A 16,304-nucleotide genomic window follows, 5' to 3' on the forward strand; every position below is an offset into this window, starting at 1 on the left:
TCCGAACGGGTCAGCACAATATCGGCTGCCTCCGCGGCAACGTCCGTACCCGAACCCATCGCAATGCCCAGCTCAGCAAGAGCCAGCGCCGGGGCGTCATTCACGCCATCGCCGACCATCGCCACGCGGTGACCGGCAGCCTGCAACTTCTCAATCACCTGCGACTTACCCTCCGGGGTCACGCCGGCGTACACGTTCTCAGTCGAAATACCGACCTGCGAGGCGACCGCCTGCGCAACCTGCGGGGCGTCACCGGTGAGCAGGATCGGCTCCATGCCGAGCTCACGCAGCTGCGCCATGGTTTCTGCCGCCTCCGGCTTGGGGGTGTCAGCAACCGAAATCATGCCGACCGGCTGCAGAGCGGAGGTGCTGCTCGGGGCCTCATCAGGGGCCTCGTCAGGGGCCTCGCCGCGGGCGACAACCACCGTCGTCAGACCTGCCCGGCGAGCCTGATCCAGCAGAGCCAACTGAGCCTCGCTCAGCTGCGCACCCGCCGCCTGCAGGTACTCGGGAGTACCCACCACAACCAGCCGGGAGGCGCCGCTCTCGGCACCTTCACCCGCGCCGCTCAGTACGCCGCGCACGCCTCCGGGGATACCCTCGAAGTCGCTCACGCTCGGTGCCGATGCGCCCTCCGCCAGCACGCCCTGCTCACGGGCAAAACCGGCAATCGAGCGAGCAATCGGGTGCTCACTCAGCGCCTCCACGGCGGCAGCATCACGTAGAACAGACAGGGAACGTTCATTCTTGGAACCGGTGGATTCCGGCGAAATACCGGACAAGTCACCCACCGACTCATAATCACCAAACGTGCCGTAGAACGCCACAGACATCTCGCCGGTCGTCACGGTACCGGTCTTATCCAACACCACGCGATCAACCGTGCTCGTCGCTTCCAGAACCTGAGCATTACGAATCAAAATGCCCAGCTGCCAGCCGCGGCCCGTACCCGCCAGCAGAGCCGTCGGGGTCGCCAAACCCAGGGCGCACGGGCAGGCCACCACCAGCACCGACACCGCTGCGTTGAACGCCGCCGCACCGTCACCGGAAATCAGCCACCAGCCGACCAGGGTCAGCGCCGAAATCGTCAAAATCACCGGCACGAACACGGCAGAAACACGGTCCGCCAGGCGAGCAATAGGAGCCTTCGTCTCCTGCGCGCTCGCCACCAGCTCACCCATCTTCGCCAAGGTCGTCTCAGTGCCCACACGGGTGGCGCGCACCGTCAACGAACCAGACGTATTCACCGTCGCACCCGTGACCGCATCACCCGGATGCACCTCCACCGGCACAGACTCACCCGTCAGCAGGGACGCATCCACCGCCGACGACCCCTCAACCACTACACCATCCGTGGCAATCTTCTCGCCCGGGCGCACCAGGAACAGGTCGTCCGGCATGAGATCCTCCACCGGAACCTGCACCTGCTTGGTCACGCCCTGCTTGTCGGTGCGCAGCAGAGTCGCCTCTTTCGCGCCCATGCTCAGCAGGGTGCGCAGCGCCTCCGAGGAGCGGTGACGGGTGCGGTGCTCAATTGCGCGGCCAATCAGCAGGAACAGCGTCACCATGGACGCCGAATCGAAGTATAGCGGCGCGTGGTGGCCGGTAAACATCGACCAGAAACTGCCGCCCGCATGGTGTACGTGCGCCGTCAGTGCCGGGTTCATGAGCAGCTGCGCCAACGAGTAGAAGTACGCCACGACCACGCCGAGGGACACGAGCGTATCCATCGTGGAGGAGCCGTGACGGGCATTGATGAGCGCGGCGCGGTGGAACGGCGCGGCGCACCAGAACGCGACCGGCGCGGTCAGAATCGCCACGACCCAGCCCCAGTTCGGGAACTGGAACGACGGGAACATCGAAATCAAGAAAATCGGCACACCCAAAATCGCCGCATAAATAATGCGGTCAGTGAAGCCGCCCTTCATGCTCGGGGTGCTGTGCTGGTTGCCGCCGCCGGATGCGCTCGCGTTCGTTCCAGCGCCCGCGCGCGGCCCGTTCTTGAGGTGCGCCGTGTAGCCGGCATTGTTGATGGTCTCAACAATCTGCTCGTCGCTCACACCCTCAGGTACGATGACGCGCGCCGACTCCAGCGGCAGGTTCACCGCCGGGTCAACGCCGGGGATTTTGCGGAGCTTACGCTCCACGCGACCCACGCAGGATGCGCAGGTCATACCCTGAATATCCACGTGGATGATTCGGGTTGACTCCGTTGATTTTACGGTCGTTCCGGCGGGATTAAAAAGAGAGCGCTCACTCTGTGATGAGGGCTCACGGGTGCTTGTTGAAGGCTGTGTAGAAGACACAATACTTCCTCAAAACTCAAAAACGGGAGGGTAGAAAAAAGGTACACCAAGCCGGGGGAGGGGCCCCGAAGGACCCCGCCCCGGACGGTGTATGGTGCAGTGTTTAGGGTGCAGTACTGAGGGCGTCGCGGGAGTGAAAGCCGCGGGTAAAACCGCGAGGCCGTAAACGCGGCGGCGGGAGTAATACTGCGGCGGCTCAGTGGTCGCCGGGCAGCCCATCCGGCCTGCTCGTATGCGGACGAATACCGGTCACCTTCGCACCACGATCAGACACACCGTAGGCACGCTTCACGGCAGCCCGCGGGAACGGCGAAGCGTTCGCCTTCTCACGCGCCTTCACGCCCTGCTCATGCTCGGCGGAACGCTTATTCGCGCTCGTGCCGCTACGTCGCGCCGCACCGGGTGCATCCTCACGCGCCGTATATTCGGGGCTCTGCTTCACCCACGAATCGACCAGCGCCGCATCCAGATTCATCTGCCTGGCCACGCGCGCAATCGCGTCGCGCAGGTGCATGTTTTCGACGCCGACAAGGGTGCGAACCGCGCCAACAACCATCGCAATGTACTGCGGAGGGTAAGCCATGATGACTCCTAATCGAGCCGGCTACCGCGCTAGACGGCGGGGGTGAAGCCAGCCTCCACGATAGCGTCTGCAACAGCCTGAGTGTTGAGGGTGCCCTCGTGTTCAATGGTCACGGTGGAGACGCCGTCCTTGACGACGTCCACGTTCACGCCGGTCACGCCGGGAACTTCGCTGACCTCTTCGCTGACGCTCATAGCGCAGTGGTTGCAGGTCAGGCCGGTTGCCTTAACGGTGGTGGTGCTCATGATGATTTCCTTTCGGTAATGGGTTGAAAACTTGGGGCCGCCGAGTGGTTTGCGGCGCGTTTAGCTACGCATGAGGCGCGAGATCGCGGCGGTTGCCTCTTTGACCTTGGCCTCTGCGATGGTCGGGTCGCCGGTGCGTTCGGACTCGACGGCGGCGCCGGTCACGCAGTGGCCGATGTGCTCTTCGAGCAGGTTCAGGGAGACGGCGTGGAGCGCCTTGGAGACCGCGGCAACCTGGGTGAGGATGTCGATACAGTACTTGTCTTCATCGACCATGCGGGCGATGCCGCGGACCTGCCCTTCGATGCGGCGCAGTCGCTTGAGGTGCGCCTCTTTGTTGGAGGCGTAACCGTGCTGGGTTTCGGGCGCCTCACCGCTGCAACATGCGCCGGTGTGTGCCTTGGTGGGCTCCTCAATGGGTTTTTCAGTAGGGGCGCCGGATGCGGTGCTGACCTGGTCGGATGTGCTGTGGCAGCACTGGTTGCTAGTGGTTTCCATGGCTCCAGTATATACCCTAGGGGGGTATACCGCAAGGGGGTGTTACGAGTTGTTACGCGGTATGGGGGCGGGGGTTTGTCGATAGGGGGATTCTTCGATAGGTTACGGCCCTGTCGATAGGTTAGTGTTTTCACTGCGGGTTAAAGACCCACGGCGAAGACACTAACCTATCGAAAACCTCTGTCTAAAAAGTAGGCGACCCCGAATACACCAGGTAGGCGGGTGCTGGTTATGGTTTAGGTTTTTCGGTAATGGGTTAGTGACTTCAGGCTGGGGTTTTAACCATTACCAAAGACGCTAAGTCATGACTGAAATTGCTAGGTCATTACCGAATTTTCACCTGTGTGGAGGTGGAGCCTTCGCAGAAATTTGGTCGTAGTTTAATGTCTTCGACCATGGTTTTTAACTACGACCAAAGACGCTAACCTATGGCACAAATCCGTAACCCATGACCGAATCTCCGGATGCACCAGGTAGGTGTGGGCCGGTTATGGTTTAGCTTTTTCGGTAATGGGTTAGTGACTTCAGGCTGGGGTTTTAACCATTACCAAAGACGCTAAGTCATGACTGAAGTTGCTAGGTCATTACCGAATTTTCACCGGCACTGAGTAGTCCATATGAAACAGGCGGCCCTGAATGTTCAAACATCCGGGGCCGCCTGCTGCGGTTATTCAGCGCCTACGAGGCAATCTTCGCGATCTGGAACATGGACGCCGGCATCGGCCGGTCCAACGACCAGCGAATATGCATCGGCTTAGAACCCTCGTGAGACATGTATTTCACGGTGCCCAGGCACATGTAGGGCTCGGGGCCGAGCCTATTCTCCCTGTGCTGGCGGGCGAAGAGCACGATGCGTCGACCTCGCTCCTCGTGATGCTGGAAGAGCTGACCCGTCGGACTTTCGGGGGTGGTTGCGCTCTGAGAGTCCCACGCGAACTCGTCAGTGCTGATGGCATAGTCCTTGTACATGGTGGCCGGGGAGAAGTGCTTCTCAGATTTCTCCAGCGTCACCAGTAGTGCGGTGGTGTTTGTCGGGTCGAAGGGCACAACACCGTTGACCACGCCGCCGGGTACCTTGAAGTTCTCCTCCTGGCCGCCCAGTCCGGCGAACAGTTCCTCGCGGGAGTAGAGGGCGTGAGTGCGCAGGGGGACGCCTTCGCCCTCAAAGAGAGGCAGGGTGGAGGTGGTATCCGTACCGGCGTTGAAGTTCCAGACGCTCTCCATCTCCTGTAGCATGCCGCGGTTCTTACGCAGAGTTGCCAGGCCCTCGTCGAGGCTGAACTTCTCAGAGGAACCATCCCACTTGGCCTTCGGCCAGATGGAGAACAGTAGCATCCATGCGTGGCGGCGCTGTTCTTCGGTCATGTCCTGCTCCAGGATGTCCGTGTTCAGAAGCTCCAGGTAGGCGTTAATGCGGAACGCGTCGTGCACGTGCGTGAGTGCCTTGACGCGCTTATTCGTCTCGACGGCCACGTTGTCCTGGAAGGGGACCACCAGGTCGGGGTACAGTCCACTTGCGGCCTGGAGGCTGGTCCAGGTCGTTGCGACGGGCTTAGCTACATCGGGCAGGGTCACCTTGCTGCTACGGCCGTAAATCTGCGGCAGTCCCAACCCGTAGCGGTTGATGAAGTCAATGACGGTGGGGCGAATATCGGGTTCCGTGGAGTTTCGGCGCATATCTTCCAGGTAGCTCTTTGCGGTGTCGATGAGGGCGTTCTGGTTCATGCGTAGGGACTCGCGAATCTTCTGGATGACCTGCTTCTGAGTCATTTCGTCCAGGTGGAAGTGACAGCCAGCCGGCAGTTCAGGACTCTCAATGTCCTGCTCGGTCAGGGTACCCTGTCGTGCAAAGGCGCGGTACTTGCTGTGAATCATGAAGTTCTTGTTCTGGTGTCCCACGAAGTCGAGGACCGTCAGAACAGACTTCAATGGTGCACGGCGCAGACCGCGGCCCAACTGCTGCAGGAAGAGGGTGAGCGACTGGGTGGGGCGTAGCATCAGGAGGGTGTCGACGCTCGGAATATCGACGCCCTCGTTGAACAGGTCCACGGTGAAGATCGTGGTCAGCTCGTGCGCTTCGTCTGCAAGGTTTTTCATGACCTCGGCGCGGCGCTCGGCGGAATCTGTACCGACCAAGAAGTCGGCGGGAATACCCACCTCGTTGAATTTCTGCGCCATGTATTCGGCGTGCTTCACGCTCACGCAGAAGCCGAGCGCCTTCATGCGCAGGGGGTTGTCGACCTTCTCGCGTAGCTCCTCCACGATGATGCGCAGGCGGCGTTCAGCCTCGTCCTTGGTGTACAGGTTCTCAAGGGCGTTTTCGTCGTATTTGCCGCCCCGAACGTTGATGCGGCGCAGGTCGGTGCCATCGGCAATACCGAAGTACTGGAAGGGTACGAGGAGGTGGTCTTCGAGTGCGTCCCACAGGCGGATTGAGGTCGCCACGTAGCCGTCAAAGTACTTGTCGGCGATGTTCACCCCGTCTTCTCGCTCGGGTGTTGCGGTCAGGCCGATAAATTCGCGGGGCTCAAAATAGTTGAAGACTTTGTCCCAGCTGGCAGCCTTAATATGGTGGCATTCGTCCATGATGATGACGTCGAAATAGTCCGGCGCGTAACTTTCAAGGGCGGCACCCGACAACGTTTGAATGGTCGCAAAAACAGCCTCGTTATATTCGGGCTTTTTGCCGCCGGTCAGAAGTTCACCAAAATTACCTTTAAGCATGACGTCGCCGAAAGTGCGGCGCGCCTGGTCAAGAATTTCTTTTCGGTGCGCAATAAAAAGCAGCTTCAGCTTTTTGCCGTACTGCTCGCAGAGGCGCCTGTAATCGAGAGCCGAGAACACGGTTTTGCCGGTGCCGGTTGCGGCCACGGCGAGGTTGCGGTGACGACCCTTAGAACGAGCGTTCTGCATTTCTTCAAGCATGCGCACCTGATGCGGGAACGGGTGCACATCCAGCAGGGACGAGTCGATATCGTACTCCAGGCCCTTGCTTTTACGGCCGGTAATATCGGCCTTGGCTAGGGCGGTGTCGAGCTCCTGCTTCTCCTTGTCAGAGGCGGTGTAAGAGGTGAAATCACCGCTCTTCCAGTAGCTTTCAAACAGGCCTTCAAACTGGCGGATCAGGCCGGGCGTAATCGGGTTAGAGATGCGAACATTCCACTCCAGGCCGTCAGTGAGCGCGGCACTGGACAGGTTCGAGCTGCCCACATAGCCGGTGGACATGCCGGTATTGCGGTGGAACAGCCAGGCCTTCGCGTGTAGACGGGTGCTGTCGCCCTGGTAGCTGATTTTCACCTCGGCACCGTACTCTTCAACGAGGCGGTCGATAGCCTTGCGGTCGGTCGCGCCCATATAGGTGGTGGTAATAATACGGAAAGGAATACCGCGATTTTTAATAGCTTTAAGCTGCTCACTCAAACTATTAACACCGGACATTTTAAGAAATGAGCAGAGCAAATCTACACGGTCTGCACTTTCTAATTCTTTCTGAATTTCAGTATTGAGATTCAGGTCTTTAGAAGTATTCGTCATCAGAGCAACGTCGCTCAGAGGAATATCGGGGCGCGTAGTTTTTGCGTCAGTGAGGGCGAGCTCGCGCACCTGAATTACGTTGCTGTCGTCATCGGTCAGCAACGAATCGTTCTGCTCTTCGGCATCCTGCGGCAGGAGCTCCATCATGCGGTTGATGAGTTCCACCTGGTCGGCAGGGGTTTTGAGGCTTTCGAGGGCGGGGACCAGCTGGGTGGCGAAGAACTGGGTGAGCAGTTCGGGGATGTTGTAGTCGTCCTTTTGGAGGATTTCTTCCTGCCATTGCGCGCCTTCGGGGATGGTGCGGCCCATGAGTGAGGTGCTCTTGAGGTGTTCGTAGAGCCCCAGGGGGAGAGTTTCGTCAGTCGTGGTCATAGCAGCAGCCTAGCAGCCCGGGCGGTTTGCCGCTGTCCGGGTGGTCACCGGCTCACGGGGTCGGGGTGGTGGAATCCTGTAATTACAAAAATTCTCTACCCGTCTTCTCCTCGAAAAGCCACATGTGTTTCGAGAAGCCACGTAATATGTTGCTTTTCGAAACACATGTGGCTTCTCGGCGATTAAACTCGGCGCACCAAACACCCCGCCCCGCACGCAGAACACACCAGCCCAAACGCTATTGATTCGCATCACAGGCCGGCGTTCTTAGGTATCCTTGGGGTAACACCCAGACAGAAGCCCGCCCTCCACCTCGAAAGGGGCCGCATGAAAACCTTCTGGACCAACCTACCCCTTACCATCCGCGCGGCAGTCATCTTCTGCTACGCCTACGCCGCGGTGCGCATCCTCAACCTCTTCTCTGAGGCAGGCACCGCACCGTTGACCCCGCGCACGCTCCTCGACGGTGCCCTCACCGCCGCGGTCGTCGTCGGTGCTCTCGCCCTGTATCTGGGTAACGCCCTGGGTGCCGCTCTGCGCGCCCGGCGAGAAGGCTACGAGCCCCGCCCGGTCGGCATCATTGTCGCCTACGCGCTCTTCGTGGCGGTGTGTACCTACCTTGTCTGCCGCCTCATCGCCTACACCGTGGAGGCGGGGCTCACCTGGCTCTTCCCGCCCGCCCTCGACCCGGTACTGGTCGCCGTGGGTATGGCTGTTCTTGGCGTGATCAACTATGTGCGCCTTGACCGCACCCGCAAGGACTAACCGGGGGGGGAGCTGCACCAAAACCCCTCCTTGAGAAGCCACATGTGTTTCGAGAAGCCACGTAATATGTTGCTTTTCGAAACACATGTGGCTTCTCGGCGCATAGAATCGGCGCAATAAAAACAGCACAAGAAACCGCCCCGTCCACCGCACCCACACGGGGGTGCAGCGGCCGGGGCGGCCTCATTCAGCGGTCAAAAACCGGCTTACAGGCTCTGTGCCTGAATTGCGGTGATCGCAACGGTGTTGATGATGTCCTCAACGGTGGTACCGCGCGACAGGTCGTTCACGGGCTTACGCAGACCCTGCAGAACCGGGCCCACAGCGGCAGCACCCGAAGACTGCTGAACAGCCTTGTAGGTGTTGTTACCGGTGTTCAGGTCGGGGAAGACGAACACGGTAGCCTGACCAGCAACCTCGCTGCCGGGCAGCTTGGTCGACGCAATGGACATGTTCGAAGCAGCGTCGTACTGGATCGGGCCCTCAACCGCGAAGTCGGGGTTCGATGCGCGCACGAGCTCGGTTGCCTCACGCACAACGTCTACGTCTGCGCCAGCGCCGGAGGTGCCGGTCGAGTAGGACAGCATAGCAACCTTGGGGGTGACGCCGAACTGGCGTGCAGTCTCCGCGGATGCCTTCGCGATGTCGGCGAGCTGCTCTGCGTTGGGGTTCGGGTTCACTGCGCAGTCGCCGTAGACCAGAACGCGGTCTTCCATCAGCATCAGGAAGACGGAGGAGACGATCTTGGTGCCGGGGCGGGTCTTGATGAACTCGAGCGAGGGGCGGATGGTGTTCGCGGTGGTGTTCACTGCACCGGAAACCATGCCGTCGGCGATGCCCTTGTAAACGAGCATGGTGCCGAAGTACGAGGGGTCGGTCATGCGCTCGCGAGCAGCCTCAATGGTGACGCCCTTGTGTGCACGCAGCTCAGCGTAGGTTGCTGCGAAGTCCTCGGTGTACTCGTTGTTTTCGATGTCGATGATACGAACGGTGCTGGGCAGTTCGATACCTTCGGCCTGGCAAATCTCTGCGATCTTGGCGGGGTTGCCGAGCAGGATCAGGTCGCAGAAGTCGCGGCGAGCAATGATTTCGGATGCACGCAGGATTCGCACGTCGTAACCCTCGGGCAGGACCACGGAGCGGCGGTTTGCGCGTGCGGTCTCGATGAGGTTGTGCAGGAAGCGCAGCGGGGTCATGGATGCGGGGCGCTCAATTTCGAGGCGTGCGAGCAGTTCGTCCTTGTTGACGTGCTCGTCCCAGCCGCCCATTGCTGCTGCGAGCTTGCGCTGGTGGCCGCTTTCGAGGGCGCCGCGGACGCGGGAGACTGCGCGTGCAGACTTGAAGGTGTCCTTGGTGGTGGACAGCACGGGGAACGGTGCGTTGTCGATGAGGGAGCCGACTGCGGTGTTCTTGCCGGGCAGTGCGTCCAGACCGCCGGTGAGCAGCACGCCCGAGGGTGCCGGGAAGGTCGGTGCCAGTGCGGATGCGAGGGTTGCTGCAACGATGTCTGCACGGTCGCCGGGGACGATAACGAAGTCGCCGTCGACGAACTGGTTCAGGAAGTTGGAGACGTTCATTGCTGCGACCTTGATGCCGTGAATATCGCGGCTGAGGTCTTCTGCCTTGATGCCTTCGGTGTCGAGCTTGAGGGCTTCGGCAACTTCACCGACGGTGGGTGCGTTCAGCTCGGGGATTTCGGGCAGTACGTAGACGGGCAGGTTTGCGTCGCCGCGCTTGACGGACTTCTCGATTTCGTCGCGCAGTTCGGGCTCGGCGCGGCCGACGATGATGGCGAGCAGGTCTGCCTTGGAGGCGAGCAGCTCGGTGCGTGCCACGTCAACGGCGGTGACTGCTTCCTCAACGGTTGCTTCCTGTGCGCCGACGATAGCGACGACGGGCAGGCCCAGGTCGCGTGCAATCTGGACGTTCAGGTCGAATTCGACTGCGAGCGCGTTGGCGGGCAGGTAGACGCCGTCAACGATTACGACGTCGCTGTTTGCAGCGACCTTCTCGTAGGCGGAGACCGCACGTGCGGAGATTTCTTCGGTGTCGCCTTCTGCGATGAGTGCGAGTGCGTCGGTCATGGAGACTGCGCCGCCGACCTGCTCTTCGGTCAGGCCGAAGTGTTCACGGATGAGGCGTGCCATGGGGTCGTCGGAGATGGTTGCGCCGTCGAAGACGGGGCGGAAGAAGCCGACGCGGTCTGCGCGCTTGATGAGGGAGTCTGCTAGACCCAGGGCTACGAGGGACTTGCCCGAGTTCTGGGACATAGCGGAGAGGTAAAGACCGGTGGTCATTGTTTTACTGTCCTTCTATGCGATGTTCGGCGCTGGGTCCCGCGGTTGCGCAGGGGTGTATGTGCTCCTGTGCGCGGGTGCGTCGAGCTTATAGGTCTCTTCTATCTTAAGGCGTTGTGGGGGTGGTGCCTAACAGGGGTGCGGTGCGCTGCGTCATGTGGGCGGGCTGTTTCCCTGTTGTGGTGTGCCGTTTAGAGGTTGGGGATGCGCGCGTACCGCACGCTGTGGCCGGGCGCCCAGATGCCGCGTGCCTCAAATTCGATGCTGTTGCGCTGGTAGCCGAGCCGCTCGTAAAAAGAGAGCGCTCGTTCGTTTTCTGCCATGACCCACAGGTAGGAGTTTTCATCCGGGTAGATGACGGACTCGTAGAGTGCCTGACCGAGCCCGGTGCCGTGCGTGTGGTTGAGGGTGTACAGGTGCACGAGTTTGCGGGTGCCTGCGGGCAGCTCGGGGAGGTCGTCGGCGCGTTCGAGTTCCCAGGAGGAGGGTTCGCATAGGGAGAGCGCCAGGCCGACCGGCTTATCCCAGTCGATGCGGGCGCCGATGGAGCAGGAGAGCCCGCCGTCGGGGGTCCAGCCGGGCACCTCATAGGCGAAGAAGCCGCGCACGGTGGGAGAGGAGAGGTGGCGGCGGAAGTCTTCGAGGTATTCGTTGCGTTCGGCGCGGTGGCGGGCGGTGAAGCTTTCCCCGAGCGCGTCGAAGTAGATCGGGTCGTAGGTTTGCTCCATGCAGTCCAGCTGCAGGTTGACGTATTTTTCGGCGTCGGTCGGTTCAATTGGTGCGAGCGCGTAGCGGCCCTGACATACAAATCCCATGGGTTCTAGTCTACTCAGCTGACCTCTGTGGAGGCGGTTTGCCGCGGGTGCGTACGCTAGGGGCGTGCGGGGCTGTTGCAGAGCGCTCTGTTGCCTTGAGGCTTGTCGGCTAGTCTAGTGGGTATGGCGAAAAAGAGCAGGGCACCCAAGAAGTCCCAAAAGGCGCAGAAGAACCAGAAGAACCGCATCGACGATACCGAGAACACCCCCGTGCAGGGTGCCGCCGCTGGCGTGTACCCGATTTCTACGGGTGAGGCGGAGCTGGTCCCTGACGGCTATCACGCTGACGGCTGGCTGCTGCTCATTAATGGTGTGCAGTCTTCCCACGTGATTGTGGGTGAGCCTCGCCAGCTGGATTTTGAGTACATGCGCTGGATTGCGGCGGTCGTCTCCTCGCATGTGGAGGAACACCTGGACGCCGCGAAGCTGCGCATCACCCACCTGGGCGGCGGCGCGTGCTCCATGGCGCGCTATTTCGCTGACCTGTACCCGACCAGCCGCAACACCGTTGTTGAGCTGGATGCCAAGCTCGCCGAGTATGTGCGCGCCTGGTTCGACATCCCCAAGGCGCCGCGCGTGAAGATTCGCGTGGGCGAGGCGGGTGCCGTCACCGCGACCTTCGCGCCCGCATCCCGCGACGTGCTGATTCGTGACGTATTCGCCGGGGACACCACCCCCGAGGCGCTCACCACCGTCGAGTTCACCCGCACCGTTGCCGAGTCGCTGGCACCCGGTGGCCTGTACATCCTGAACTGCGGTGACGGGCCTGCGCTGACCGGTGCCCGCGCGGAGGCGTCCGCCCTGCTTGAGGTGTTCGAGTACGTGTGCATTGTGGCGGATTCCGCCATGTTGAAGGGCCGCCGCCGCGGCAACGTCATTATCGCCGGTTCGCACGCGCCCCTGCCGGAGGCTGGTTCCGTGCAGGCCGCCGCTATCGCCCGTGAGCTCATGGGTGGAGGCGTGCCCGCCCAGTACTGGGACACCGCGCGGGTACGCCAGTTCGTGAGGTAACGGTTTTCGGTAATGACTTAAGTTTTTCGGCCATAGGTTAGTGACTTCGGTAGGGGTTTTTAACTACCGCCAAAGACCGTAACCTATCACCGAATTCGGCGCCCCCTCCACGGCAGACGCTACTATAGTGGCATGCGATACACCTACCTTGGCCCCTCCGGCACCTTCACCGAATCCGCCCTGCTGAGCGTCCCCGGCGCATCCGACGCCGAACGGATCCCCGCCACCAGCGTGCCCGACGCGCTCGCACGCCTCAACGTGGGCGAGGCGGACGCCGCCATGGTGCCCATCGAAAACTCCGTGGAGGGCGGCGTGAGCGCCACCCTGGACGCTATCGCAGCCAGCGAGGGTGTACGCATCATCCGCGAGGTGCTCGTACCGATCCGCTTCGTGCTGGTCGCTGCGAAGCCCCTCAGTATCGAAGACGTCAAGACCATCTCCACCCACTCGCACGCCTGGGCGCAGGTGCGCGGCTGGGCACAGGAGAACGTACCCGCCGCCGCCTACCTGCCCGGCTCCTCCACCGCCGCGGCGGCTGTCGGCCTGCTCGAAGAGGGGTGCACCTACGATGCGGCAATCTGCTCCCCGGCGCTGCTGAACTACCACCCGGAACTGCACGTACTGCAGGACAATATCGGCGACAACAAGAACGCCGTAACCCGCTTTGTGCTGCTCTCCCGCACCGCCGACATCCCCGAACCGACCGGCTCCGACAAGACCACCCTGACCGTGCCGCTGCCCGCCAATCGCGCCGGCGCCCTGCTCGAACTGCTCGAACAGTTCTCCGTGCGCGGCGTGAACCTCTCCCGCATCGAATCGCGCCCCACCGGCGAAGGCATGGGCTCCTACTCGTTCAGCATCGACGCCGACGGCCACATCTACGAGGCACGCATGCGCGATGCACTGCGCGGCCTGCACCGCGTCTCCCCGACGCTGAAATTCCTCGGCTCCTACCCGCGCGCCGACCACGAAAACACCGAAGTCGACGCCATCCACTCCGATGGCTCCTTCGACGCCGCACACGAATGGGTTGAGTCGCTCTTCCCGAACGGCCGCCCCGCACAGCTGCAGCGCCACTAGCCGGCCGCCGCTAGATACCCCCGCACCTACCCGCGCCCCACCAGCGCAAACCCCACCCACAACCCACCGCAAGATTAGGTAGGATAAAACAGTGATTGATATTAACCTCCTCCGCGAAAACCCCGACGTCTTCCGCGCCTCCCAGCGAGCACGCGGCAAGGACGAAACTCACGTCGACCGCATCCTCGAAGCCGACACCGCACGCCGCGCACTCATCGGCGAATACGAGAACCTGCGCGCCGAACAGAACGCCTTCGGCAAGACCGTCGCAAAGGCACCCAAGGAAGAAAAGCCCGCCCTCGTCGCACAGGCGAAGGAACTCGCAGCCCGCGTCAACGAAGCAAAGGCAGCCTCCGAGGCGAAGACCGCCGAATACGAGGAACTGATCAGCAGCATCGAAAACCTCATCATCGACGGCGTACCCGTCGGCGGCGAAGACGACTACGTAGTCGTCAAGGAAGTCGGCACCCCCCGCGACTTCACCACCGAAGGCTTCGAACCGCGCGACCACCTCGAAATCGGCGAACTCGTCGACGGCATCGACATGGCACGCGGCGCAAAGGTCTCCGGCGCACGCTTCTACTTCCTCAAGGGCCAGGTAGCACGCCTCGAGCAGGCACTCATGTGGATGGCGCTCGACCTCGCAACCGAGCACGGCTTCACCATGATGACCACCCCCACCCTGGTACGCCCCGAAATCATGAACGGCACCGGCTTCAACGTCAAGCACGACGACGAAATCTACCGCCTCGAACGCGACGACCTGTACCTGGTCGGCACCTCCGAAGTGGCGCTCGCCGGCTACCACACCGACGAAATTCTCGACTTCGAGAAGGGCGCGAAGAAGTACCTGGGCTGGTCCTCCTGCTACCGCCGCGAGGCAGGCTCCGCAGGTAAGGACACCCGCGGCATCATTCGCGTGCACCAGTTCAACAAGGCTGAAATGTTCGTCTACTGCCCCGTCGAGCAGGCAGAAGAGATGCACGAGAAGTTGCTGTCCCTCGAAGAGGAAATGCTGCAGCGCTGCGGCCTCGCATACCGCGTGATTGACACTGCCGCAGGCGACCTGGGCACCTCCGCAGCCCGCAAGTTCGACTGCGAGGCGTGGGTCCCCACCCAGGGTACCTACCGTGAGCTGACCTCCACCTCGAACTGCACCACCTACCAGGCGCGCCGCCTGAACATCCGCGAGCGCACCCCGGACACCGTGGACGAGGCAGGCAACGTGCGTAAGGGCCGCACCCGCTCCGTAGCGACCCTGAACGGTACCCTGGCGACGACTCGCTGGGTGGTTGCCATCCTGGAGACTCACCAGCAGGCAGACGGCTCCGTGCGTATCCCGGAGGCGCTCCGCCCGTACATGGGTGGCGCCGAGGTTATCCCGGCAGTAGCTGCTGAATAAAGGATGCCTGCTGGAGTGAGTCTCCACTCCGGCGGGGGATTTGGTGCCTCGCGCGCTCGGAATCCCCCGCCTCCGTCCCACCAGCAGGCTGATGGTTCTGTTGTGATTCCGGAAGCACTCCGCCCCTACATGGGTGGTGCCGAGGTCATCCCGGCAGTAGCTGCTGAGTAATCTCACAACCAGCTGAAAAACCCGCTCACCGCGTAAACGGTGGGCGGGTTTTTGCGTATCCCGGTAGTCTAAGAACTATGCCTCTTTACCGTAAACTCCTTGGTGTTTCTGCGGCGGCGGCTCTGACCGCCTCCGTCACTCGTGCCCGCCGTGAAGCGCGCCGACGCGCTATCGAACTGGGGGCACCCTTCGGCGTTCTGCCGACCTTGCTCACCGGTGAGGCGCAGCGCGTGGGCGTGGTGTACAACCCGAGTAAGCCCGGAGTTGCGGCGGCTATTGAGATTCTGGAACGTACCCTCGCGGCGAACGGCCACCCGCAGGCGCTGGTGCGCACCACCCGTGTGGACGAGCCCGGTTCTGAGGCGGCCCGCGAGCTGATTGCTGAGGGTGTTGACCTGCTGATTGCTGCCGGTGGTGACGGTACGGTGCGTGCTGTGGCGGCGGCGCTGGCGCATCATGAGGGGCGCAAGCCGCGTCTGGGTATTCTGCCGATGGGTACCGGTAACCTGCTGGCGCGTAACCTGTATATTCCGGTGAGTGACGTGGCGGCGTGCGTGAATATTGCGCTCAACGGTGCAGGTCAGAGCGTTGATGCGATTGAGATGACGACGACGAGCACCCCCGGCGAAGAAACCGAACACACGTTCTTTGTGATGAGTGGTGCCGGCTTTGATGCGCTTGTCATGAATGATACGAACGAGGAGATTAAGGCGAAGTTCGGCTGGGTTGCGTACGTGCAGTCCGGCATGAAGCACATGCTGGGCAGGTCGCACCCGGTGCGTATTAGTGTGGACGGTGGGGAGCCTCGTATTTTGCCGATGCGTTCGGTGCTGATTGCGAATTGTGGCCGCCTGCAGGGTGGTATTCGTCTGGCGGATATGACGGATGTGAATGACGGCAACCTTGAGGTGATTGTGGCGTCGCCGCGTGACCTGGTGGAGTGGGGCCTGTTGATGGCGAAGGTTACGCGCCGCACGATTTTGGGTTCGCCGCGCATTGAGTTGCCGGTGATTCGTCACCTGGTGGGGTCTGAGGCGGTGTTGGAGTTCCCGGATGGTGCTCAGCCGGTTGAGGTGGATGGTGACCCGGCGCCGTCGGCGTATCGCATTAGCGCGCGCGTGCTGCCTGCCGCCGTGGAGGTGGCGGTCCACCCGGACGTGCTCTAGCCGTCTTAAACGTATAAACGCGGTGGGGCACGACCTAATGAAAGGTCGTGCCCCACCGC

13 protein-coding genes are annotated in these 16,304 nt (G+C 61.7%); 6 read left to right on the forward strand and 7 right to left on the reverse strand.

The genetic code is table 11. From position 1 onward, the window contains the following. The 5 genes from O3649_RS08220 to O3649_RS08240 all read right to left on the reverse strand — a co-directional run. Positions 1–2,174: heavy metal translocating P-type ATPase (locus O3649_RS08220; protein WP_371573706.1), on the reverse strand; the 2,174-nt coding region annotated here is incomplete at its 3' end. 328 nt (positions 2,175–2,502) lie between these two features. Continuing rightward, complete coding sequence (locus tag O3649_RS08225) at positions 2,503–2,889, reverse strand: chorismate mutase (RefSeq protein WP_371573709.1); 387 nt, start codon at positions 2,887–2,889, stop codon at positions 2,503–2,505. A 29-nt stretch (positions 2,890–2,918) separates the two neighbouring features. After that, positions 2,919–3,134, reverse strand: a complete 216-nt coding sequence (locus O3649_RS08230) for a heavy-metal-associated domain-containing protein (RefSeq protein ID WP_049360056.1) — start codon at positions 3,132–3,134, stop codon at positions 2,919–2,921. A 60-nt stretch (positions 3,135–3,194) separates the two neighbouring features. After that, positions 3,195–3,632: a metal-sensitive transcriptional regulator gene (locus O3649_RS08235; RefSeq protein ID WP_371573711.1), complete on the reverse strand. Its 438-nt coding sequence runs from the start codon at positions 3,630–3,632 to the stop codon at positions 3,195–3,197. Between the two features lie 678 nt (positions 3,633–4,310). Then, positions 4,311–7,538: a DUF3427 domain-containing protein gene (locus O3649_RS08240; RefSeq protein ID WP_371573713.1), complete on the reverse strand. Its 3,228-nt coding sequence runs from the start codon at positions 7,536–7,538 to the stop codon at positions 4,311–4,313. Positions 7,539–7,865: 327 nt separating this feature from the next. Here O3649_RS08240 and O3649_RS08245 point away from each other — a divergent pair, with 327 nt between their 5' ends. Then, on the forward strand, positions 7,866–8,303 hold the full coding sequence (locus tag O3649_RS08245; RefSeq protein WP_303950103.1) for a hypothetical protein: 438 nt from the start codon (positions 7,866–7,868) through the stop codon (positions 8,301–8,303). A 206-nt stretch (positions 8,304–8,509) separates the two neighbouring features. Here the strand turns inward: O3649_RS08245 and pta are convergent, their stop codons facing one another. Then, positions 8,510–10,600: a phosphate acetyltransferase gene (pta, locus tag O3649_RS08250; RefSeq protein WP_371573715.1), complete on the reverse strand. Its 2,091-nt coding sequence runs from the start codon at positions 10,598–10,600 to the stop codon at positions 8,510–8,512. A 191-nt stretch (positions 10,601–10,791) separates the two neighbouring features. Further along, the gene (locus O3649_RS08255; RefSeq protein ID WP_371573717.1) at positions 10,792–11,415 is read right to left on the reverse strand and encodes a GNAT family N-acetyltransferase; all 624 of its coding nucleotides are present in this window, start codon (positions 11,413–11,415) and stop codon (positions 10,792–10,794) included. A 123-nt stretch (positions 11,416–11,538) separates the two neighbouring features. Here O3649_RS08255 and O3649_RS08260 point away from each other — a divergent pair, with 123 nt between their 5' ends. The 5 genes from O3649_RS08260 to O3649_RS08280 all read left to right on the forward strand — a co-directional run bounded on the left by O3649_RS08260 (position 11,539) and on the right by O3649_RS08280 (position 16,245). After that, positions 11,539–12,426: a spermidine synthase gene (locus O3649_RS08260; protein WP_070819235.1), complete on the forward strand. Its 888-nt coding sequence runs from the start codon at positions 11,539–11,541 to the stop codon at positions 12,424–12,426. A 132-nt stretch (positions 12,427–12,558) separates the two neighbouring features. Further along, entirely contained in the window at positions 12,559–13,506 is a 948-nt protein-coding gene (gene pheA / locus O3649_RS08265; RefSeq protein ID WP_371573719.1) for a prephenate dehydratase, read from the forward strand. Positions 13,507–13,597: 91 nt separating this feature from the next. Continuing rightward, complete coding sequence (gene serS, locus O3649_RS08270) at positions 13,598–14,908, forward strand: serine--tRNA ligase (RefSeq protein ID WP_049357452.1); 1,311 nt, start codon at positions 13,598–13,600, stop codon at positions 14,906–14,908. A 15-nt stretch (positions 14,909–14,923) separates the two neighbouring features. Next, positions 14,924–15,079 (forward strand): hypothetical protein, encoded by a 156-nt coding sequence (locus O3649_RS08275; protein ID WP_193389033.1) that lies wholly within the window; start codon positions 14,924–14,926, stop codon positions 15,077–15,079. A gap of 77 nt (positions 15,080–15,156) precedes the next feature. Continuing rightward, entirely contained in the window at positions 15,157–16,245 is a 1,089-nt protein-coding gene (locus tag O3649_RS08280; protein WP_371573722.1) for a diacylglycerol kinase family protein, read from the forward strand. The last annotated feature ends 59 nt before the right edge of the window (positions 16,246–16,304 follow it).

The sequence above is a fragment of the Rothia sp. 27098_8_29 genome, assembly GCF_041432785.1.
GTDB lineage: Bacteria > Actinomycetota > Actinomycetes > Actinomycetales > Micrococcaceae > Rothia > Rothia mucilaginosa.